We start from the raw sequence: 22,188 nt of genomic DNA on the forward strand, positions 1-22,188 counted from the left end.
GACAGCCCTAGGTCTGCAGTGGCCCAGCGTTGCCCAGGTCGAAGATCTTGCCGGGGTTCATGATGTTGAGCGGGTCCACCGCCCCCTTGATCGCCCGCATGACAGCGACGGCCTCGGGACCCAGCTCAGCCACCAGATAGGGCATCTTGCCCTGCCCGATCCCATGTTCGCCGGTGCAGGTCCCCTGATAGGAGATCGCAAGCTCCGCCAGCCAGCCGAGGAAGCCCTTGACCCGCCGCATCTGGTCGGGATCGCCTTCCTGCAAGGGCACCAGCATATGAAAGTTGCCATCCCCCACATGGCCCAGAACCGGCGTCGTCAGATCCATGCCCTCGGCCTTTTCACGGGCGCGGGCCACACATTCCGCAAGGGACGAGATCGGGACACAGACATCGGTGGACACCGACTTGAGGCCGGGCATCAGGGTGTGGAACGCCCAATAGGCGTCGTGCCGGGCTTGCCACAGCTTGTTGCGCTCCTGCGGGTTGGCGGTCCAGCGGAAGCCCTGCCCGCCGTGCTCCTCGGCGATCAGGCCGAAGGATTCCGCCTGTTCCGCCACCCCGGCGGCGGACCCGTGGAACTCCAGAAGAAGCATCGGCGTTTCCGGCAGGCCCAGCTTGGAATGCAGGTTCACGGCTTTTACCGACAGCGCATCCATCAGTTCCATGCGCGCCACCGGCAGACCCATCTGCAGGGCCTCGATGGCGGTATTGCAGGCATCTTCGACGGTTGGGAAGGCACAGGTCGCCGCCGAGATCGAATCGGGGATGCCGTGCAACCGCAGGGTCAGTTCGGTGATGATGCCCAGCGTGCCTTCCGAGCCGACCATCAGCCGTGTCAGGTCATAGCCGGCCGAGGTTTTGCGCGCGCGGTGGGCCGAGGTCATCACCTCGCCGTTGGGCAGCACCGCCTTCAGCCCCAGCACCGCGTCGCGCATGGTGCCATAGCGCACCGCGTTGGTGCCCGAGGCCCGCGTCGCCGCCATGCCGCCCAGCGAGGCATCGGCGCCGGGATCGACCGGGAAGAACAGCCCCGTGTCGCGCAGATAGGTGTTCAGCGCCGTGCGGGTCACACCGGGCTGCACCCGGCAATCCAGATCGGCGGCGTTGACTTCCAGCACCTGATCCATGGCCGACAGGTCGATGCTGATGCCACCGGCGGGCGCGTTCAGATGCCCTTCCAGCGAAGTCCCGGTACCATAGGGAATCACCGGGACCCTTGCCGCAGCACAGGCCCGCACCACTGCCTGCACCTCTTCGGTGCTGCGCACGAAGACCACCGCGTCGGGGGCCTGCGTTGCCAGCCATGTCGTCGTGTGGCCGTGCTGGGCGCGGATGGCGGCGCCGGTCTGCACCCGGTCGCCCATCTGGCCGCGCAGGGTGTCGATCACACCGGCGACGGCGGCTTCATCGCGCGGCGGCAGGGTGACGGTGTCTGAGGGCATCGGTCTACTCCGGTTCTGCATCCCCGTGGATGGCAAACTGGTCCAGCCCGGCCTGTTGCGGCGGGATGAACCGATAACTTTCCCGCACGCCGGCCGGGGTCAGTTCGCGGCTGACGGTCAGCAGGGTGTTGGCGGGATGCTCGTCGCACAGGGCGGCCATATGGTCCAGTTCTTCCCGCGCCACCGGCAGGGCTGCCTCGACCGAGGGCGCGCCGTAATAGGTCACGAAGTGTTCGGCCAGGCTTTGGTCCAGCGCGGCACGCTCGGCGGGCTGGACCTGGGTGACCGCGACCACGGTGACCCGACCGAAGGTTTCGATGCCCAGCCAGCCGTTGGCAAAGGCCTGACGCGCCTTGCCGGTCAGATCGGCCTCGGACCAGTTGGAGAACTCGAACCCCCCCGAGATCGCCCATTCGCCGGTGCGGGCGGGGCTGTGGAACACGTTTCGGTCGCTGTCATCGAAGTGGATGGCGCGGGCGAGTTTCATGTCAGTCCTCCAGAAGCGTCGTCAGCGGGATCAGATGGGTGGTCTCGGCGTCGCGCAGCAGCAGGCCGAAATCCTCGTCCACCCCCAGGAAGGTGCCGCTGCGGCTCTGGATGTCCAGAGGCGCGCCGATGCCACGCGCGATCCCGCGCCAGTCGTCATGCAGGACGCGAGCGCCGCCATCCTCCCAGCGGTTGATCCAGACCAGCATATGCCGGGTCCAGGCTTCCAGCAGATGCACCGGATGCACGTCGACGCAGCCTTCGGCGAACAGCGCGGTGCTGTCAGGGGTCAGGCCGGGATCTTCCGACAGCTCGATCAGCGGCAGATCCAGCCCGATCACCAGCCAGTCAGGCAGTGCATCGGCGGCATCGTTCGCCGCCGCCACCCGCAGGCCGCCGCAGCGCGCACCGTTGAGGTACAGCGCCCCGTCCCAGCTTGTGTGCACCGCAACCTCGGGCGGGGCCAGCGCACCAAGGGCGTTCTGGAACCCCACCGCCGCCAGCGGCAGCATGGTCAACGCCTGCGCCAGCGGAACCTCGGGGGCAAGCACCACGGCGGCGCGCAGCCGGTCGGCCTGCACGTTGTAGACCACCAGCCCGGCATCGCAGCCGCGCGCGGCCTGCATCCGGGCGGTGTCGAACGGGTCGGTCGCGCCGGTGACCGCCAGGCCGGAGAACAGCGGCGGGAACACCGGATCGCCGGGAGGTGCATCCAGATCGGTCATGCCTGCCCGGCCTCCACCAACTGCCGCGCCACATGGCGAAAGCCCTGTGCTTGCGGCCCGTCGGGCTGGGTCACCACGATTGGCGCGCCGCCGTCGGCTGCCAGACGGATCTGCAAGTCCAGCGGGATCTCGGCCAGCAGGGGCACGCCCATCTTGGCAGCCTCGGCGACCACGCCGCCATGGCCGAAGACATGCTCTTCATGGCCGCATTGCGAACAGATGTGGGTCGACATGTTCTCGATCATGCCCAGGATCGGCGTGTTCAACTGGCGGAACATGTCCACGCCCTTGCGCGCATCCAGCAGCGCCACGTCCTGCGGGGTCGAGACGATCACCGCACCGTCGATCTTCGCCTTCTGGCACAGGGTCAGCTGCACGTCGCCGGTGCCCGGCGGCAGATCGACGATCAGCACGTCCAGCGCCCCCCATTGCACCTGCGTCAGCATCTGTTGCAGCGCCCCCATCAGCATCGGGCCGCGCCAGACCACCGCCTGATCCTCGTTGGTCATCAGACCAATGGACATCATGGTAACGCCATGGTTGCGCATCGGCAGGATGGTCTTGCCGTCGGGCGAGGCCGGCCGCCCCGACACCCCCAGCATCCGCGGTTGCGAGGGGCCGTAGACATCGGCATCCAGCAGCCCGACCCGGCGGCCTTCGGCGGCCAGTGCGCAGGCCAGGTTGGCCGCAACCGTCGATTTGCCGACCCCGCCCTTGCCCGAAGCCACGGCGATGATCCGGGCGATACCCGGCACCGGCTGCGGCCCGTCCGGCTCGGCGCGCCGCCCCGGTTTCAGATCCGGCGGCGGGGCCTTGGCGGCATGGGCGGTCATGACGATGGACACCGCAGCAACGCCGTCGACCCGTTTCACCGCGGCCTCGGCGGCGTCCTTGATGGTGCCATAGGCTTCGGCCTCCTGCGCGGCCACTTCCAGCACGAAGCGCACCACCCCGTCGGAAACATCCAGCGCGCGCACCACGCCGGCGGCCACGATGTCGGTGCCGCCGCCGGGGACGTGGATGGATTTCAGCGCCTCGAGAACGGCGTCCCGCGTTGCGGCCATCTCAGGACCCGGACCCGATCTTGCCGGTCACCACGTGCTCCAGATCCAGCCCTTCGACGGTCAGCACCACCTTGGCCTCAAAGGTCTGCCCGGGGGCTGCGCCCTTGTCGCGCAGCGCCTCTTCGATGGCCTGCTGCGAGGTCACGCCCACCTGCTTGAGGAATTTGCGCATGCTCATGTTGAAGTCGTCGTTCATCGGGTCTCTCCGGTTCTACGTGCCAATTGACGGACGCTGCTGTTCGCGCCTAGCCTGTTGCGCAGGCTGTCTAAGGGAGTAGCCTGTTGCGCATGTTGCTGAAAATGCTCGCCCTCGGGCTGAGCCTGACCGTTTTCCACCCCGCCACGGCGCAGGACAAGTCGCTGGTCCTGACGGTGCCGTCCGAGATCGCCGACAGCGGGCTGTGGCGGTACATCCTGCCGCGTTTCGCACTGAAGACCGGGGTACGGGTATCGCTGGGGCCGGGTGGCCAGATGGAGCTGACCGAAGCGCCGGGCGGCACGGCGGTGCTGCAATCGCCGCAGGCGCGGTACGGGGTGGCCCGCGCCGAGGGTCCGCACGCGGCGCGGTTCGCCGACTGGCTGCGTTCGGACGTGGGCCGCCGCACCATCGCCAGCTTCACCCCCGAGGATGGGGACATCGCCTTCACGGCGCCCGAAGCCGGGGCGGCGGAAGACACCGCGCACGTGTTCGACGGCGACGCCGCACGGGGCGAGGATCTGTCCTATGCCCATTGCGGGCGTTGCCATGTGGTCGGCGCGCGCAACCGGATGAACGGGCTGGGCTCGACTCCGTCCTTCGGCGTGCTGCGGTCGCTGGGCGACTGGTCGCGGCGGTTCGAGGCCTTCTATGCCCTGAACCCGCATGGCGCCTTCACCCAGATTGCCGGCGTCACGCCGCCTTTCCCCGAGACCCTGCCGCCGCCCATCGCGCCCGTCGAGATGAGCCTCGACGATCTGGAAGCCATCCTGGCCTTCGTGTCCGTGCTGGCACCGGCCGATCTGGGCGCGCCCTTGCAGCATCAGTGATCCTTGCGGTCCGAGAAATAGTCGTCGGTGGTGCGCGGGCGGCGCGGTTCGCCCACGGCGAAGGGATTGTCGGTGGCCTTGAACTGGGCGTTGACGCGGCAGTCGTCGCACATCTGGATCATCCGCAGCGCGTCTGGCCGGGCGAACATGGCATGCTGGCCGGCCAGTTTCTCGGTGACTTTCTCGATGGTGGATTTCACGCCGAACAGCTTGCCGCATTCCACGCAGGCAAAGGGTTCTTCCTCGTTCAACACCTGCTGTGACAGGGCCGCGTCGGACAGGTCCAGTTGCGGCTTCAGGGTGATGGCGTCCTCGGGGCAGACGGTGCGGCAGATGCCGCATTGCAGGCAGGCGTCCTCCTGAAACCGCAATTCCGGCCGGTCGGGATTGTCCAGCAGCGCGCCCGAGGGGCACAGCGACACGCAGGACAGGCACAGGGTGCAGGCCTCGGTGTCCACCAGAACGGCACCGTAGGGCGCTGTGTCGGGCAGCGGCAGCGGTGCCTCGATGCCGGGATTCAGCGCCTGGGCGGCCAGCCGCGCCACCTGCCGGCGGCTGCCCATCGGCAGGATCGGTGCGGGGGCCGGGGCCGCTGGCGCGATGCCGTACAGCAGATCGCACAGGGCGTCGGGCTCGGCCGGATCCAGCAGCCGCAGCTTGCCCGGACCGGCGATGGCCTCGGCCAGTCGGGTTTCGCTTTCCAGCGCCTCGCGTTCGGTGGTGGGAGCCAGCAGCAGATCGACCGTGGCAAAGCCACAGGCCAGCGCCGCCAGCTGTTCGGCATGACCAAACCCGGAAATCCGCTCCAGCTCCAGCGGCAGCACATCGGCGGGCAGTCCGCGACCATGGCGCGCGGCCAGCCGGATCATCTCGGCCCCATGGTCCGCGTCATGCACCAGCAGCCGGGGGGCGGTGCCACCGGCGGTGCGATATGTCCGCGAGAGAACCTCGATCCGGCGGGTCAGATCCCCGAAGGACGGATCGTCGAAACTGATCGCACCGGATGGGCACAGGGCCGCGCACATGCCGCAGCCGGCGCAGACCATCGGGTCCACGGCAACATGATCGCCATCGGGGGTGATCGCTCCGGCCGGGCAGGCATTCAGGCACTTGGAACAGCCGACCTGCCCGGCGCGGGTGTGCGCACATAAGGAGGATTCCAGATGCAGGTAAAGCGGTTTCTCGAAAATGCCCGCCATTTGAACAGCTTCGGTCAACAGACGGGCCACGGCGAGCGGATCGCGCGGATCGGCCCTGAGGTAACCTTCGCGCTTTTTCGGTGCCGGAACGAAGGCCGGGCCGCCGGTCAGGTCGACCAGCACATCGCATTCAGAGCGCCCGCCATCCTGCGGCGGACCGAATCGGCGCGGGCCACGTCCGCCGGGTTCCATCTGTTGCAGGGCATTCAGTCGCACCTTGAAGCCGCCAAGCGCCCCCGAAACCGATTTGATCTGCCCGCGCACCACGTCGAAATCACGGGTTTCGGGCGGGTCGGTGTTGTCGGTCAGACACAGGGTCACGCTCAATCCCGTGGCCAGTTGCGCGGCGGCCTGCACCGCCACCTCACCCGCGCCGACGATCAGGCACATCCCTTCCGAGATCACGTCCAGGGTCTTGCGCGCGGCCCGTGGCAGCACCGCCTCGGCCAGAAGCGCCGCCTGCTTGGGGCCGGCCTTGGCCCCCTGGTCCGACCAACCGGCACGGTCGCGCAGATCGACGAAGACCGGTTCAGGGGCGCCAAGGTCTCCGGCCAATTCATCAAACAAAGCATGCTCTTGCTGACATGCCAGCACGACCTCGCCCGCCTCCAGCGCCTTTGTGGCCTGCTCCAGATTGCGGGTGCAGAGCGCCTCGACCGGACGCGTGCAGGGCAGCCCGGTGGCCTCAGACAGCGCATCGGCATCCAGTGTCTGGCTGCCCAGACAGGTGCACAGCAGGACCGTTTTCGTCATGTGTCTTCCCCCCACTCGCAGCGTTGTCCGCCGCGTCGTTGCCGCAGGTAGGCATATTCCCGGGGCGGGGTAAAGCGCCGACCGGAACCGGCCCAAGCGGACCGGGCCGGGCCGCCGACAACCGCGGCCCGACACATTACATCTATAACGTTGAATGCGCGGGCCCATTCGTCACGTTTAGGTAAGAATTGGAACAATTTTCTTGCCCCGCGCGGAGCGAACGCGCCATAGTTTTTAAACAGCGTAAAAATAATGCGTGTCAGGGAGGTACGGCTTGCATTCAGCAACGCCATCGAAGGCGATGCCCTTGGGCGTCGTCATGCGTCGCACCCCCGGGGTAACCCGGTGGGCCAGGTGGCACTGGATCGCGTCCGGCATTTTGCCCGGCGCGCAGGCGGCCGACTGGCGTGAGTTGCGCCGCGACGGTGAGACCGTGGAATATCATGCGGATACGGTTCCGCTGACCCTCTGGGCCACGGACACCGAAGCCTATCGCGTCGGTCTGGCCGACAACCCGCCCTGCATCTACGTGATCCTGCGCGAAGCCACCGCGACAGACGCCCGGATGCCCTATGAGGTGCATCTGGTGACCGCCTCGCCCTACGAGGCGCAGGATTATGCCGACAGCGGGGAAGAGATCGTCGAGAAAGTGCCGATGAGCGCCGGGCTGATCGCCTGGGTGCAGGCGTTCATCGACACCCACCACGAGGACGAGGTGTTCATCAAGCGCCGCCGCGACAAGAAACGTGTGGATCTGGTCGAAGACGGCATCGGCGATTCCCGCATCGAACAATTGACCGACGTCTACCGCGCGCCGCGGCGGAAGGCGGGTCTGCAATGACCGCGCGCAGCGATTTCTGGTCCCGCCGCAAGGCCGCCGTCGAAGCCGAACAGGCGGCCGAGGCACAGGCCGTCGATGCCGCGCAACTGGCCGGGGAACAGGCCGCGCTGGACGAAAAGACCGACGATGAAATCCTCGCCGAACTGGATCTGCCCGACCCCGACAGCCTGTCCCAGGGCGACGATTTCACCGCTTTCCTTGCCCGCCGCGTGCCTGAACGCATCCGCCGCCGCGCCCTGCGCAAGCTGTGGCTGACCAACCCGGTGCTGGCCAACGTCGATGAGCTTGTGGACTATGGCGAGGACTACACCGACGCCGCCACCGTCGTGGAGAACATGCAAACCGTCTATGAGGTGGGCAAGGGCATCGTTCGGAAACTGTCCGAAGAGGACGCGGAGGCGGACAAGGCCGCGCCCGAAGAGGCGGTCGCTGTGACAGACGCGCCCGAGGCGGAAGACGCGCTGCCCGACGACGACCCGCTGCCCGCCGAACCCGACATGCAGACCGTTGCCCAGGCGCAAGACGCGCCCGACGCAGGCCCCGCCTACATTGACCCCGAACCGCAGGCCGCCCCGATGCGGCGGCGGATGCGCTTTGCCTTTGCCGACTGACCGAAAGGAGACCCGATGACCATGGCCACGGCCCTTGAGATTGCTGAAGAAGACCGGCTGCGTGCCGATCTTTACGATTTTCTGGGGGCGCTGCTGGCGGCGCCGGCCTCGGCGGAGATGCTGAAAAAATGCGCCGCGCTGTCGGGCGACGACAGCGATCTGGGACAGGCCATCGGCGCGCTGGCGCGGGTGGCGAGGGTTTCCAAGCCCAAGGCCGTCGAGACCGAGTTCAACGCGCTGTTCATCGGGCTGGGCCGGGGCGAGCTGCTGCCTTATGCCAGCTACTACCTGACCGGGTTCCTGAACGAAAAGCCGCTGGCGCAATTGCGCCAGGACATGGCCGCGCAACAGATCACGCGGGCCGAGAACGTCTATGAACCCGAAGACAACATCGCCTCGCTGATGGAGATGATGTCCGGGCTGATCCTGGGCCGCTTCGGCGCGCCGGCGGCCCTGAACGTGCAAAAGACGTTCTGGAACAAGCATATCGGCCCCTGGGCCGCGCATTTCTTTTCAGATTTGGAAGCCGCGCAACACTCGGTTCTCTACGCCTCGGTCGGCACCATTGGCCGGGTGTTCATGGAGATCGAGCGCGAAGCTTTCCGAATGACCGCAGAGGCGTGAGGCCCTGCATTCCCTGCCGTGCGTCCGCGCGCGGTGCAACCAAAGGAGAAACGCGATGAGCGACAAGACAGAGGACGGCGCCAGCCGGCGCGACTTCCTCAAGCTTGCGTCGGTCTCGGCCCCGGCGGCAATTGCCGCAGCGGCAGTGGGCGGCACGGCTGCCCAGGCTGACGAGGCGCCGACCGGGGAAACCCGGATCCAGGACACCGCGCATACCCGCGCCTATCTGGACAGCGCCCGGTTCTGACCGGCCTGCCCGATCCGTTGCCGCCCGGCCCGACCGGACGCTGACACCCCCGACCCTGAGGCAACTGGTTGCGTGACGCCCGACCGCTTCAAGGATTTGCAACACCAAGCCCGCAACGGCCCCGTGCCTGCGCCAGCGAGGAGAGAGAAACATGCTGAGGAAAAAGACCAACGGGGTTGCGCGACGCTCCCAGCGGACAAGTATCCTGAACAACATCGCCGAGACATCCGTCGACCGCCGCGCCTTCCTGCGCGGATCGGGACTGGCCATCGGCGGGCTGGCGGCCATTGGTGCCACCGGCGGAACCGTGACCCGCGCATCGGCCCAGGCCGCGATCAGCAGCGCCGTGGAGACCGTCAAATCGGTCTGCACCCACTGCTCGGTCGGCTGTACCGTGATTGCCGAGGTCAGCGACGGTGTCTGGATCGGGCAAGAGCCCGGCTGGGACAGCCCGTTCAACCTGGGCGCCCATTGCGCCAAGGGTGCTGCTGTCCGCGAACATGCCCATGGCGAACGCCGCCTGAAGTACCCGATGAAAAAGGAAAACGGCGAATGGGTCCGGATTTCCTGGGAACAGGCGATCGACGAGATCGGCGACAAGATGTTGCAGATCCGCGAGGAAAGCGGCCCCGACAGCGTCTATTGGCTGGGTTCGGCCAAGCACAACAACGAACAGGCCTATCTGTTCCGCAAGTTCGCCGCCTACTGGGGCACGAACAACGTGGATCACCAGGCCCGGATCTGTCACTCGACCACGGTTGCAGGTGTTGCGAACACCTGGGGCTACGGGGCGATGACGAACTCGTACAATGACATCCACAACTCCAAGGCGATCTTCCTGATCGGCGGCAACCCGGCCGAAGCCCACCCGGTTTCGCTGGTGCACATCCTGCGCGCCAAGGAACAGAACAACGCACCCGTCATCGTCTGCGACCCGCGGTTCACCCGCACCGCCGCCCATGCCGATGAATACGTGCGCTTCCGTCCCGGCACCGACGTGGCGCTGGTCTGGGGCATCCTGTGGCACATCTTCGAAAACAGCTGGGAAGACCGCGAGTTCATCCGCACCCGTGTCTGGGGCATGGACCAGATCCGCGAGGAAGTCGCCGCGTGGAACCCTGAAGAGGTCGAACGTGTGACCGGCGTGCCCGGAAGCCAGCTGCGCCGGGTGGCGCGGACGCTGGCCAACAACCGTCCCGGCACCGTGATCTGGTGCATGGGTGGCACCCAGCACACCAACGGCAACAACAACACCCGTGCCTACTGCATCCTGCAGCTCGCCCTTGGCAACATGGGCACCTCGGGCGGCGGCACCAATATCTTCCGCGGCCACGACAACGTGCAGGGTGCAACCGACCTGGGTGTTCTCAGCCACACGCTGCCGGGCTACTACGGTCTGACCGCAGGAGCCTGGTCGCATTGGGCCCGTGTCTGGGAAGAAGATCCCGAATGGCTGAAAGGCCAGTTCGCCACGGTGAAAAGCGCCGATGGCAAGGACAGCAACCTGATGAACCTGACCGGCATCCCGGTGTCGCGCTGGATCGACGGGGTTCTTGAGGATCCGGCCAACACCGATCAGCCCAATGCGGTGCGTGCCATGGTCCTGTGGGGCCACGCGCCCAACTCGCAGACCCGGATGACGGAAATGAAGACGGCGATGGAGCAGCTCGACATGCTGGTCGTGGTCGATCCGTTCCCGACCGTTTCGGCGGTGCTGCACGATCGCACCGATGGTGTCTACCTGCTGCCGGCCACGACCCAGTTCGAGACCCGCGGGTCGGTCACTGCCTCGAACCGGTCGCTGCAATGGCGCGACCAGATCATGGCGCCGCTGTTCGAATCCAAGCCCGATCATGTGATCATGGCCAAATTCGCCAACAAGTTCGGCTGGGCCGACCGGTTCTTCCGCAACATCGAGATGGAGGACCCCGAAACCCCCAACATCGAAAGCGTGACCCGCGAGTTCAACCGCGGCATGTGGACGGTGGGCTATACCGGGCAATCGCCAGAGCGGATCAAGCTGCACATGGCGAACCAGCACACCTTCGACCGCACCACGTTGCAGGCGATCGGCGGACCGGCTGACGGGGACTACTACGGCCTGCCGTGGCCGTGCTGGGGCACGCCCGAAATGGGGCATCCGGGCACGCCGAACCTCTATGACATGTCCAAGCCGGTGTCCGAAGGCGGTCTGACCTTCCGTGCCCGGTTCGGAGTGGAACGCGACGGCGACAACCTGTTGGCCGAAGGGGTCTATTCCGCAGGGTCGGAAATCCAGGACGGCTATCCCGAGTTCACCATGGCCATGCTGCATGACCTTGGCTGGGACAAGGATCTGACCAGCGCCGAATGGGCGGCCATCCAGGCCATCGCCGACGGTCAGTATGACGCCAGCAGCTTCCCGCTGAGCGACATTGCCGAAGCCGATCTGGAAAGCGGCGAGACGCCGGACGCCATCGAGGCGATCTGGTCCAGCTCGGGCGAGGCCATCGGCAAGATCAACTGGAAGACCGACCTGTCGGGCGGCATCCAGCGGGTCGCCATCGCCCATGAATGCGCGCCCTTCGGCAACGCCAAGGCCCGCGCCGTCGTCTGGACGTTTCCCGATCCGGTGCCGATCCACCGCGAGCCGCTGTACACGCCGCGGCGCGATCTGGTGGCCGACTATCCCACCTATGAGGACCGGAAGTTCTATCGTCTGCCGACGCTCTACGCGTCGATCCAGAAGAACGACTTCAGCCAGGAGTATCCGATCATCCTCACCTCGGGGCGTCTGGTCGAATACGAAGGCGGCGGTGATGAAACCCGGTCCAACCCCTGGCTGGCCGAGCTTCAGCAGGACATGTTCGTCGAGATCAACCCGCGCGACGCCAACAACCTTGGCGTGCGGGACGGCGCACAGGTCTGGGTCGAAGGCCCGGAGGGCGGCAAGGTCAAGGTCATGGCCATGGTCACCAACCGGGTGGGCGAAGGCGTGGCCTTCATGCCCTTCCACTTCGGCGGCCACTTCCAGGGCGAGGACCAGCGGTCGAAATACCCCACTGGCGCTGATCCCTATGTGTTGGGGGAATCCACCAACACCGCCCAGACCTATGGTTATGACAGCGTGACCCAGATGCAGGAGACCAAGACCACTCTCTGCAAAATCTGGTCGGCATAAGGAGGACACCAATGGCACGAGCAAAGTTCCTTTGCGACGCCGAGCGCTGCATCGAATGCAACGCCTGCGTCACGGCCTGTAAGAACGAGCACGAGGTGCCCTGGGGCATCAACCGGCGACGGGTCGTTACCATCAACGACGGCAATCCGGGCGAGCGATCGATCTCGGTCGCCTGCATGCACTGTTCGGACGCGCCCTGCATGGCGGTCTGCCCGGTGGATTGCTTCTATCAGACCGAAGACGGCGTGGTGCTCCATTCCAAGGATCTGTGCATCGGCTGCGGCTATTGCTTCTACGCGTGCCCCTTCGGCGCACCGCAATACCCGCAGGCGGGCAACTTCGGATCCCGTGGCAAGATGGACAAATGCACCTTCTGCGCCGGTGGCCCGGAAGAGACCCACTCCACCGCCGAATTCCAGAAGTACGGACGCAACCGGATCGCCGAGGGCAAACTGCCGCTCTGCGCCGAGATGTGTTCGACCAAGGCGCTTCTGGCCGGCGATGGCGACGTGGTCTCGGCCATCTACCGCGAACGCGTGGTGGCCCGCGGCTTCGGCTCCGGCGCCTGGGGCTGGGGCACGGCCTATGACCAGAAAGGCGGCTGAGCCGGCTTTCTTCCAAGGCTGAAACACGGCGGCGGCCCTTCCTGCAAAGGGCCGCCGCCCGACCCTTTGACCCATTGTTTTTCGCGCGATCCTGCCCGTATCGTGATCCCACCACGTGGCGACCGCGCCCCGAATTGATCCGCTGGGCAAATGCCCCGCAAATGCTACGTTAGGGAAAGGCCGGGTCCGGCCCGAACCCCTCCGCGCCCTTTGCGGCACACCGATGTCATGGAGAGAGTGACCATGCTCAAACACGCAGTTCTGGCCCTGTTCCTTTGCCTGGGCAGTCTGACCGCCGCCGCTGCGCAGGAGGCCGCGCCCGAAGCCACCGCCGCACCGGACCGCAGCGCCACCGGCGGCGCCCAGACGCTGGAAGACATCCTTGCCCGCCAGCGCGGCGAGAAGATCGACGACAGTTTCCGGCGCAACGCCACCGGCGACCCCGATGCTGCCGCCGCCATCGCCGCGCAACTGGGCACCCTGGGCGGTGCCTCGGATTCGGAAGTCTACCGCGCCCTGCGCTATGGCAGCGCGGATGTAACAGTCTCGAACGATGGCCCGGCCTCGGACGTGCTGATCCAGGACAGCGGCATGAAATGGCTGGAATTCCGGCAGGGCCCGCTGGCCACCTATGGCGGCTATGCCCTGCTGGGCATGATCGGCCTGCTGCTGCTGTTCTATCTGCTGCGCGGCAAGATCCGCATCGACGGTGAAAAGACCGGGCACAAGGTCTTGCGGTTTTCCAGCATCGAACGCTTCGGGCATTGGCTGTTCGCGGGGTCGTTCCTGCTGCTGGCCTTCACCGGGCTGATCGTGTTCTTCGGCCGCAAGGGGCTGATCCCGCTTCTGGGCAAGGATGCCTATGCGCAACTGGCGCAGGTGTCGAAATGGGTGCACAACAACGTCGCCTGGGCCTTCATGCTGGGGCTGGTGATGATCACCGTCATGTGGCTGGTCCACAATATTCCCAACCGCCATGACCTGAAGTGGTTCGCCGTCGCCGGCGGGCTGTTTTCCAAGAACGTCCATCCACCGGCCCGCAAGTTCAACGGCGGACAGAAGATCATCTTCTGGTCTTGCGTGGTGCTGGGGGTGTCGATCTCGATTTCCGGCCTGTCGCTGCTGTTCCCCTTCGAGATGCCGATGTTCGCCAAGACCTTCGTGATCCTGAACGACACCCCGATCCCCGGCTGGCTGGGACTTGCTCCCCTGCCCGAACAGATGGCGCCGCATCAGGAAATGCAGCTGAGCCAGGCCTGGCACGCCATCGTCGCCTTCGTTTTCATGGCCATCATCATCGCCCATATCTACCTGGGCTCGGTCGGCATGGAGGGCGCCTTCGACGCCATGGGCTCGGGCGAGGTCGAGGAACAATGGGCGCGCGAGCACCACGGCCTCTGGGTCAAGGAGCTGGAGGAGAAGGGCAAGACCGCCGCCACTTCCGCCGGCGGACAGCACAGCCCCGCCGAGTGATGCCCCGCGCCGCGGCCCTGCTTCTGGCGCTGGCCCTACCGGGGCTGGCGCAAGCGTCGGAATTCTTCACGCTGAAAGGCCATGGCGGCCCGGTCAAAGGGCTGGCCGTGGCCACCGACGGCACCATCGCCAGCGCCAGTTTCGACAATGCCGTGGGCCTGTGGCAGGGCACCGCCCCGCGCTGGCTGGACGACCATCGCGCGGCGGTGAACACGGTGGCCTTCGCGGCGGCTGACCGGCTGATCTCGGCCGGCGATGATTTCCGGGTGGTGCTGTGGTCGCTGCCGGATGGCACCGCGACCGAGTTGTTCCAGCACAAGGGCAAGGTGATGGGTCTGGCGGTCAGCGCCGATGGCACCCGCGCCGCCAGTGCCAGCTGGGATGGCACCATCGCGCTGCTGGACCTTACCGCTGACACGCCCCCGGTCCTGCTGCGCGGCCATGCCAGCGGCGTCAACGCGGTGACCTTTGCCCAGAATGATCAGCGCCTGATCTCGGCCGGGGTCGATGGCACGGTGCGCTACTGGAACACGGCCTCGGGCGCCGAGACCCGCCAGCTTCTGACCAATGGCTTCGGCGTCAACACCCTGATCGCCACGCCCAGCTGGCTGGCCTATGGCGCGGTGGACGGGGTCACGCGCATCATCGATCCCGATACCGGCACGGCGCTGGCCGATTTCACGCTGGACCGCCGCCCGATCCTGGCCATGGCCCATAGCCCCACAGCACAGCGGCTGGCCGTGGGCGATGGCGAGGGCTACATCATGGTGCTCGATACCCAGTCCTGGCGGATCGCGGGCGACTTCCGCGCCTCTCTGACCGGGCCGATCTGGGCGCTGGCGTTCTCGCCCGACGGGCAGAACCTCCACGCCGCCGGGCTGGATCCGACGGTATATTCCTGGCCGTTGGACACGCTGGACGATCAGGATCCCATGGCCGCCCCCGACCGCCCCTATCTGCGCGACCCCGCCGAAATGACCAATGGCGAGCGTCAGTTCGCCCGCAAATGCTCGATCTGCCACAGCCTGACCCCCGACAGCGCCCGGCGCGCCGGGCCCAGCCTGCACGGGGTGTTCGGACGCCCGGCGGGCGCCCTGCCGGACTACAGCTATTCCAAGACCCTGACCGAGGCCGATTTCGCCTGGGATGCCGCCGCCATCGACCAGCTGTTCGACCTCGGCCCCGACCATTTCATTCCGGGCACCAAGATGCCCATGCAACGGATCACCGCCCCGCAGGATCGTGCCGATCTCATCGCCTTCCTGCGCCGCGCCACCTCATCGACCGGAGAGTGACATGAAAGCCATGTTCCTGGCGTTTGCCGCCGTCATCGTCATCGCCTTTGCGGCAGACCAGATCCTGCAACGGGCGGGGTTTTCCGCGGCCGAGCGCACAAGCGGCGATTCGGTGCGGCTGGAATAGCGGCCTTTTCCGCCCAAGCCTGAGGCATTCGTGGCCACTATCCGCCGTGTCTTCGGGCATCGGCGCCCATTCCGAGAAAGCCGTGGCCGGGGCGCGGGCCACGTGCTAGCGCAGGGGAAACGAGGGCGCGACTCGCCCCCTCCCCGGCCGGAAAGGCACGCCAAATGGCACTTCTCACCCCCGACGGCACCAGGACCGTCAATGACATCGCAAGCCGCTACGGGCTGTCCCCGGATGCGGTGCTGACCCTGCTGGTGGCGGTCAACAACGGCGGCGGCTCGCAGGCGCAATTCTCGCATCCCGAACTGGGCGGCATGGGCCAATGGTCCATGGGCGGCATGGTGATGGTCGGCGACATGTTCAACAATTCGCTGAAGTTCACCGTCGACCAGATCTGCACCGAACTGTCCAACGCGCTGGCGGGGGGGCAACTGTTCAAACCGGTCCCGCGCCCGACCCAGATGTCCAGCCAGTCGCAAAGCCAGGGCAGCGGCGCCAGCTTCTCGGTGCAGGGCGGCTACGGCGGCGGCTCGGGCTGGCCGTCAGAGCTGGGCGCGCCGTCCTCGGTCGGCAGCCAGAACAACCTGCGCTATGCGGTCTTTCCCAACACCCGGCGGCTGGCCATCGACCTGAACGGCCAGATCACCGTCTATGACATCGGCGATCACCAGATCAGCGGCTTTTCGCAGCAACAAGGCGGCGACCAATCGATCACCTTCACCAGCCAATACGGTCTGGTGCGCGTGGCCGACCTGCCGGTTGTCCCGGCGCAGGGCAGCGCGCCCGCGCCGCAACCGCCCGCAGCAGACCCGACCCCTGCCGCAGACGAGCCGACACCGGAACCTGCGCCCGCCTCCAAGGCCGCCGAGACCACCCCAACGGCACACAAAGGCGCTGGCGCCGACAGCAGCGAGATTTTCTCGCTGATCGAACAACTGGCCAGCCTGCACGACAAGGGCATCCTGACCGATGCCGAGTTCGAGACCAAGAAGGCGGAACTTCTGGCCCGGCTCTGACAGGGGCAGATCGCTCAGCCTGTTCACGGTTGAGACCCGAGCATCGCCGCCACCGGCCACCCCGGCGTCAGCGTCTCGCGCAGCAACCCCATGGGATGGGCGCGCAGCGACAGGCGCAGGGCGACGTAATCCTCGACCATCTCTTCGCCCAGCGTCATCTGCGGCAGATCGGCGGCGCGCTCAAAAATCCCTTCGCCGTCCAGATCGCCCTCGAACAGCGGCAGGGGCTTCTCGGCGGTGATGGCGCGGGCCTCCCACAGGGCCTCGCGGCGGTTCAGCCCGAGGCTGGCGAAGACATCCGCCTCGGCCAGCCGGGCGATCTGGCGCGGCGGCACCCCGGCGCGGCGCCAGACGTCGGCCAGGCTGCGGTAACCGTTGCCGCGCGCGGCGGTCAGCCAGGTGATGTCCTCTTCCTTCAGCGCCTTGATCTGGCGAAACCCCAGCCGCAGGGCCAGCCCGCCGTGCCCGTCGGGCTCCATCACACTGTCCCAGAAGCTGGCGTTCACATCCACCGGGCGCACCTCGACCCCATGGGCGCGCACGTCGCGCACGATCTGTGCCGGGGCATAGAACCCCATGGGCTGCGAGTTCAGCAACGCGCAGGCAAAGATCCCCGGATGATGGCATTTCAGCCAGGCCGAGGCATAGACCAGCAGCGCGAAACTGGCGGCATGGCTTTCGGGAAATCCATAGGATCCGAAACCCTCGATCTGCCCGAAACAGCGTTCGGCGAAATCGCGGTCATAGCCGTTCTTCGCCATGCCCTTCAGGAACCTTGTGCGGAATTCGGACACATTGCCGTGCTTCTTGAAAGTCGCCAGAGAGCGGCGCAACCGGTCGGCCTCGTCGGGGGAAAACCCGGCCCCGACGATGGCGATCTGCATCGCCTGTTCCTGAAACAGCGGCACGCCCAGGGTCTTGCCCAGCACCTGGCCAAGGGCATCCGAGGGAAAGCGCACCTCCTCCTCGCCGTTGCGGCGGCGGATGTAGGGATGCACCATGTCGCCCTGGATCGGGCCGGGGCGGATGATGGCGACCTCGATCACCAGATCATAGAAACAGCGCGGCTTCATCCGGGGCAGGAAGTTCATCTGCGCCCGGCTTTCCACCTGAAAGACCCCGATGGCATCGGCCCGGCACAGCATGTCGTAGACCGCCGGATCCTCGGGCGGCAGGCTGGCCAGGGTCAGGTCGCGCCGGTGATGCAGCGCCACCAGGTCAAAACCCTTGCGGATGCAGCTGAGCATGCCCAGCCCCAGCACATCGACCTTCAGGATCCCCAGCGCATCAATGTCGTCCTTGTCCCAGCAGATGACGGTGCGGTCTTCCATGGTGGCGTTCTCGATCGGCACCAGTTCGTCCAGACGATCTTGGGTGATGACGAAGCCGCCGACGTGCTGGGACAGGTGCCGGGGGAAGCCCTGGATGTCCTGCACCAGCGCCATGGTCTGGGCCAGCTGGGGATCGTCGGGGTCCAGCCCGATCTCGCGCATCCGGCTGATCGCCGAGCCGGCGCCGCCGCCCCAGCCCCAGATCTGGCTGGACATGGCGCCCAGCGTGTCCTCGGAAAGGCCCATGGCGCGACCCACCTCGCGCACGGCGCGCTTGCCGCGATAATGGATGACCGTGGCGGTCAGCCCGGCGCGGTGGCGGCCATAGCGCTGATAGATGTGCTGAATCACCTCCTCGCGCCGCTCGTGTTCGAAATCGACATCGATGTCGGGCGGCTCGTTGCGCGCCTCGGAGACGAAGCGTTCGAAGACCATGGTGCCGATCTCGGGGCTGACCGAGGTCACCCCCAGCAGGTAGCAGACCACCGAATTGGCCGCCGAGCCGCGCCCCTGACACAGGATGCCGCGCGACCGGGCGAAATCGACGATGTCATGGACGGTCAGGAAATAGGGGGCGAAGTTCAGCTTGCCGATCAGGCGCAACTCATGCCCCATCTGGGCGAGCACCTTGTCGGGCGCGCCGCCCGGATAGCGCCAGGACAGACCGGCCCGCGCCAGTTGCGTCAGCCGTTCCAGCGCGGTTTCGCCATCGCGGGTTTCCGAGGGGTAGTCATAGCGCAACTGGTCAAGTGAGAACCCGATGCGCCCGGCAATGGTCCGGGCATGGGCCAGCGCGTCTTCATGGCCGGCAAAGATCCGCGCCATCTCGGCCGGGCTGCGCAGGCGCTGTTCGGCGTGGACCTGCGCGGCACGGCCCAGATCGGCCACCTTGCAGCCGGTGCGAATGGCGGTCAGCACATCGGCCAGCTTGCGGCGGCGGGCGTCGTGCAGCACCGGCGCGCAGGCGGCCACGGGGGGCAGGCCCAGGTGTGTGGCCAGGGCGGCAATGGCAGCGAAACGGGCCCGGTCCTGCCCGTCGTATTGCGGGGTCAGCAGCACCGCGCAGGCCTGGGGGAAGCGGCGCGCCAGCCGTTCTGCCTGTGGCCAGCGCCCGCCCGCGCCGCCCGGCACCGGCAGATCCCGTGGCGGGTGCAGCAGCAGCTCCATCCCCGCGCCCAGCTCCAGCAGGTCCTCGAGGCACAGATCGCAGGCGCCCTTTTCGGCCCGCAGCCGCCCGCGCGACAACAGCCGCGACAGCCGCCCCCAGGCCGCGCGATCCCGTGGCAGGGCCAGCACCCGGCTGCCGCAGCGCAGGGCCAGCGTCGCCGCGGGCAGCAGCCTCGGTACGCAGGTCAGGATCGGCGCCGGGCGATGCGGGCGGCCTGCGGGCAGTGGCGGGCCAATGGGCCCGTCCTCGGCCAGCACCGCCGCCCGGTCCCGCACATGGCGGGCGATCTCGCGCAGTTCCACATGCGCGCGCACGATCCCCGCCACCGAGTTCTCATCGGCGATGGCAAAGGCTTCAAACCCCAGTTCCGCCGCCTTTGCCGCGTATTCCTCGGGATGCGCAGCGCCGGTCAGGAAGGTGAAATTCGATGTGATGCAGAGTTCCACGGACATGAGGGCGGCTCCGAATCCCCTGAGTCACCGCAGTATATTCCCGTTTTGTTCTCATCCCTAGGCTCTGGACTTCGATAATGGGATTGTTTCTGCCCGCCGTATCTTTTGGCGTGGGTCCTTGGGTACATGCATCGGTCCGGGTCAACGCGCTGGCTGCCAACACCATGCTGGTTCGATGCAATTCCGACCTGCCCATCACATAAGCGTGCTTGATGGATGTCAGCGACGGTCCAGAGCACGGCATCATCGGAACCAAGTCTCTGCGGGACCTCGAGGGCTTGCGATTAGGATGGCCGCGGGCGCGGACCGCCCGGCGCAGCTTCGAATTCAAGGCCTCTATGGCATTCATGGTGTAAATGATCCGGCACACGCTCTCCGGAAAGGCAAAGAACGGGATGACCATATCCAAGTTCCACCGCCAAGCGGGGCCGATGGCAGGGTATTTCGCTCCCCAAGGGCCTTCCTCGAAGGCGTCCAGAGCGATCGCGGCCTCTTCGGCGTCTTTGGCCCGGTAGACGGCCCGCAGCGCCTGCGCCACCGGCTTGCGGTCCTTCCAGGACGCGAAGCTCATGGAATGGCGGATCAGATGTACGATGCAGGTCTGGACCACGGTGTCCGGAACGACCACGTTGATCGCTTCCGGGAAGCATTTCAACCCATCCACGACAGCGACGAGGATGTCGCCTAAGCCGCGGGCCTTCAGCGCGTTCATCACGCGAAGCCAGAACTTCGCACCTTCCGTCTGCTCTATCCAGAGGCCGGGAATGTTCTTGGTTCCATCGGGCAGGATGCCCAAGGCGATGTAGACCGCCTTGTTTCGGATCTTGACCCGGATCGCGTCAAGTAAGACCTGCGGATGACAGGCGACGAGCGGCCGGTTCTGCTATTCCGCGACCACCTCGAGCACCGCAGTCGTCACCGCCGAGATCAGGTCGGGCGACACGTCGATGCCGTAGATATCTTCCAGATGCATACGGATCTCGCGCAGGCTCATGCCGCGCGCGTACATCGAAATGACCTTGTCGTCGAACTCCGGAAAACGCCGCTGAGATTTGGCAACCAGCTTCGGATCGAAGCTGCCGTCGCGGTCCCGCGGGATGTCCAGCGACACTTTCGAAGTGCCGTTGCGGTGGTTGCCAGCCACGCGACCGGCATCGCCGACCAGATGCTCGTCCAACTCCGCGTTCAGAAGCCGCTGCGACAGCGCCTTCTTCCGCTATGCGACAAGCCCGACCTTCGCGAACAGATCTTGAGGGACGCGGCCAGCCAGAAGCTGGTCCGATAGGTCTTTCACGATCGCCATGTGTTGCTCCTCTTCGTTCCATCACTATGGCCCCGCACACAAGATTCCTGACAGTCCCGACGGGTATCCCTTTGTCTTTCAATGCTTCCCGAAACCAATCGGCATCATAGCCGTGATCTCCAAGTAGCCATTTCACTTCGGGGAACCTGCCCAGCTGCACACTTGCGCCGACATTTTCGCTGACTTGTTCGGCTGAGACGAAAACGTTGATGGGACGTCCCTGGCTGTCGGTCACGGCATGCAGCTTGGTGTTCATCCCGCCCTTTGTTCGCCCGATCGGGCGCCCACGCCCCCTTTTGTGACGCCCATACGGGTGGCGGTGCGGTGTGCCTTCAGGTCAGGCACATCGATCATCACGGTCGTCTCTTCGCCGTGCTGGGCGGCAAGACCGGCCATCATCCGGGCACAGATGCCTTTGTCGCGCCACCGCTTCCAGCGGTTGTAGAGCGTTTCCGACGTTTTCGCGGTCCCACTGGGGCCACGGTCTCCTTCAACTGTGCGGGGCATATTCCTTCGGCGCATCCCGCCAGCGCAACCCGTTTCTATTGCTGAAGATAATCCCACTCAACACACGCCTATCATCAACGCGTGGCTTGCCATGAGACCTAAAAAAATAGGGCTCAAGCCGCGCCATCTGCACATCGGTCAGCCAGAAAAGATCAGACATGTCACCGCGCGATTTTCGACCGGTGAATCATGACGATCAGCCGAAATCAATGGGCCCTTCCCTATTCGGCGCTCCATGGTCACGCACCTTCAAGCCGTCGTCCTTGGTGGCTCCATGGTCGGTCTTTCGCGGGTCCTTGCTTCTCTTCAGGATCGGCCCTTCAGCCCTCCCGATATGGGGCCAAAAGCGTGAAGCGACGCAATCTGACTCTCAGTCTGACAGGCATTGTTCTGCCGGAACTGGACCCATTGCAAACGCGCTTCACCCACCGTCCCGCGAAGGACGTCGACCCACACTTGGTGCATGATCGCCGCGAGACGGCGGGCCAGAGCGACTACGGCTTTCTTGAACCCGCTCCGCCTTGCGACTGCGCCGCCCAAACTCGCAGCCAAGACCATGTCTTTACCCAGGTTAGCTTGGCTTTCGCCGCCTCGTACAGCAGATCGCGCATCATGCCATGGCCACAGAGGGACATCCGGGCCACATGTTGGCTCTCTCCCGACGGCTCGAGGGGTGGCGTCAGCCCCAGGATCGGCCCCACGGCGCGGGAACTTCGAAAGCGCGCCGGGAT

Annotated in this window: 20 protein-coding genes and 2 pseudogenes; 11 read left to right on the forward strand and 11 right to left on the reverse strand. The window is 66.1% G+C overall.

All coding sequences use genetic code 11. The features are described 5' to 3' along the window. Positions 1-7 precede the first annotated feature (7 nt). The 5 genes from AB0T83_RS10200 to AB0T83_RS10220 are packed head-to-tail and all read right to left on the reverse strand — an operon-like array spanning position 8 to position 3,915. A complete protein-coding gene (locus AB0T83_RS10200; RefSeq protein ID WP_366192922.1) occupies positions 8-1,444 on the reverse strand; it encodes an FAD-binding oxidoreductase in 1,437 nt (478 codons plus the stop codon). A 4-nt stretch (positions 1,445-1,448) separates the two neighbouring features. Then, positions 1,449-1,931: a DUF6505 family protein gene (locus tag AB0T83_RS10205; RefSeq protein WP_366192923.1), complete on the reverse strand. Its 483-nt coding sequence runs from the start codon at positions 1,929-1,931 to the stop codon at positions 1,449-1,451. A 1-nt stretch (position 1,932) separates the two neighbouring features. Continuing rightward, positions 1,933-2,655 carry a biotin/lipoate--protein ligase family protein gene (locus tag AB0T83_RS10210; protein WP_366192924.1) on the reverse strand — a complete coding sequence of 241 codons (723 nt, stop codon included), beginning with the start codon at positions 2,653-2,655 and terminating at the stop codon, positions 1,933-1,935. Then, positions 2,652-3,719, reverse strand: coding sequence for an Mrp/NBP35 family ATP-binding protein (locus tag AB0T83_RS10215; RefSeq protein WP_366192925.1), 1,068 nt, complete (start codon positions 3,717-3,719; stop codon positions 2,652-2,654). The genes AB0T83_RS10210 and AB0T83_RS10215 overlap by 4 nt, the downstream gene beginning before the upstream one ends. A gap of 1 nt (position 3,720) precedes the next feature. Further along, a complete protein-coding gene (locus tag AB0T83_RS10220) occupies positions 3,721-3,915 on the reverse strand; it encodes a DUF6494 family protein (RefSeq protein ID WP_366192926.1) in 195 nt (64 codons plus the stop codon). Positions 3,916-4,007: 92 nt separating this feature from the next. Here AB0T83_RS10220 and AB0T83_RS10225 point away from each other — a divergent pair, with 92 nt between their 5' ends. Beyond that, a complete protein-coding gene (locus AB0T83_RS10225) occupies positions 4,008-4,745 on the forward strand; it encodes a hypothetical protein (RefSeq protein ID WP_366192927.1) in 738 nt (245 codons plus the stop codon). Here the strand turns inward: AB0T83_RS10225 and AB0T83_RS10230 are convergent. Next, positions 4,739-6,697, reverse strand: a complete 1,959-nt coding sequence (locus AB0T83_RS10230; protein WP_366192928.1) for a 4Fe-4S binding protein — start codon at positions 6,695-6,697, stop codon at positions 4,739-4,741. The two genes, AB0T83_RS10225 and AB0T83_RS10230, sit on opposite strands and share 7 nt — an antisense overlap. 319 nt (positions 6,698-7,016) lie before the next feature. Between AB0T83_RS10230 and AB0T83_RS10235 the strand changes: the two genes are divergently transcribed. From AB0T83_RS10235 to AB0T83_RS10280, 10 genes are all read left to right on the forward strand, one after another. Further along, positions 7,017-7,538, forward strand: a complete 522-nt coding sequence (locus AB0T83_RS10235; protein ID WP_435891153.1) for a DUF3305 domain-containing protein — start codon at positions 7,017-7,019, stop codon at positions 7,536-7,538. Then, on the forward strand, positions 7,535-8,149 hold the full coding sequence (locus tag AB0T83_RS10240) for a DUF3306 domain-containing protein (RefSeq protein ID WP_366192929.1): 615 nt from the start codon (positions 7,535-7,537) through the stop codon (positions 8,147-8,149). Before AB0T83_RS10235 ends, AB0T83_RS10240 begins: the two co-directional genes overlap by 4 nt. Positions 8,150-8,164: 15 nt before the next feature. Continuing rightward, positions 8,165-8,773 (forward strand): TorD/DmsD family molecular chaperone, encoded by a 609-nt coding sequence (locus AB0T83_RS10245; RefSeq protein ID WP_366192930.1) that lies wholly within the window; start codon positions 8,165-8,167, stop codon positions 8,771-8,773. 55 nt (positions 8,774-8,828) lie between these two features. Beyond that, a complete protein-coding gene (locus AB0T83_RS10250) occupies positions 8,829-9,020 on the forward strand; it encodes a twin-arginine translocation pathway signal protein (protein ID WP_366192931.1) in 192 nt (63 codons plus the stop codon). A 151-nt stretch (positions 9,021-9,171) separates the two neighbouring features. Then, the gene (locus AB0T83_RS10255) at positions 9,172-12,180 is read left to right on the forward strand and encodes a formate dehydrogenase subunit alpha (protein ID WP_366192932.1); all 3,009 of its coding nucleotides are present in this window, start codon (positions 9,172-9,174) and stop codon (positions 12,178-12,180) included. Positions 12,181-12,191: 11 nt separating this feature from the next. Continuing rightward, positions 12,192-12,785 (forward strand): formate dehydrogenase FDH3 subunit beta, encoded by a 594-nt coding sequence (fdh3B, locus tag AB0T83_RS10260; protein ID WP_366192933.1) that lies wholly within the window; start codon positions 12,192-12,194, stop codon positions 12,783-12,785. 228 nt (positions 12,786-13,013) lie between these two features. Continuing rightward, positions 13,014-14,258: a formate dehydrogenase subunit gamma gene (locus tag AB0T83_RS10265; protein ID WP_435891154.1), complete on the forward strand. Its 1,245-nt coding sequence runs from the start codon at positions 13,014-13,016 to the stop codon at positions 14,256-14,258. Further along, complete coding sequence (locus tag AB0T83_RS10270) at positions 14,258-15,553, forward strand: c-type cytochrome (RefSeq protein WP_366192934.1); 1,296 nt, start codon at positions 14,258-14,260, stop codon at positions 15,551-15,553. The genes AB0T83_RS10265 and AB0T83_RS10270 overlap by 1 nt, the downstream gene beginning before the upstream one ends. A 1-nt stretch (position 15,554) precedes the next feature. Further along, a complete protein-coding gene (locus AB0T83_RS10275) occupies positions 15,555-15,680 on the forward strand; it encodes a hypothetical protein (protein ID WP_366192935.1) in 126 nt (41 codons plus the stop codon). A gap of 164 nt (positions 15,681-15,844) precedes the next feature. After that, positions 15,845-16,696 carry an SHOCT domain-containing protein gene (locus AB0T83_RS10280; protein ID WP_366192936.1) on the forward strand — a complete coding sequence of 284 codons (852 nt, stop codon included), beginning with the start codon at positions 15,845-15,847 and terminating at the stop codon, positions 16,694-16,696. 23 nt (positions 16,697-16,719) lie between these two features. On the opposite strand, the gene AB0T83_RS10285 is transcribed toward AB0T83_RS10280, so the two are convergent. From AB0T83_RS10285 to AB0T83_RS10305, 5 genes and pseudogenes are all read right to left on the reverse strand, one after another. Next, positions 16,720-19,647: an error-prone DNA polymerase gene (locus AB0T83_RS10285; protein WP_366192937.1), complete on the reverse strand. Its 2,928-nt coding sequence runs from the start codon at positions 19,645-19,647 to the stop codon at positions 16,720-16,722. Positions 19,648-19,936: 289 nt separating this feature from the next. Then, positions 19,937-20,950 (reverse strand): annotated as a pseudogene (locus AB0T83_RS10290) (IS256 family transposase); the annotation flags it as partial. Positions 20,951-21,020: 70 nt separating this feature from the next. Then, a pseudogene (locus tag AB0T83_RS10295) lies at positions 21,021-21,263 on the reverse strand (transposase); the annotation flags it as partial. Positions 21,264-21,440: 177 nt separating this feature from the next. Next, entirely contained in the window at positions 21,441-21,617 is a 177-nt protein-coding gene (locus tag AB0T83_RS10300; RefSeq protein WP_366192938.1) for a transposase, read from the reverse strand. Between the two features lie 334 nt (positions 21,618-21,951). Continuing rightward, positions 21,952-22,188 (reverse strand): transposase, encoded by a 237-nt coding sequence (locus AB0T83_RS10305; protein ID WP_366192939.1) that lies wholly within the window; start codon positions 22,186-22,188, stop codon positions 21,952-21,954.

It is taken from the genome of Meridianimarinicoccus marinus (assembly GCF_040689105.1).
GTDB classification, from domain to species: Bacteria; Pseudomonadota; Alphaproteobacteria; order Rhodobacterales; family Rhodobacteraceae; genus Meridianimarinicoccus; species Meridianimarinicoccus marinus.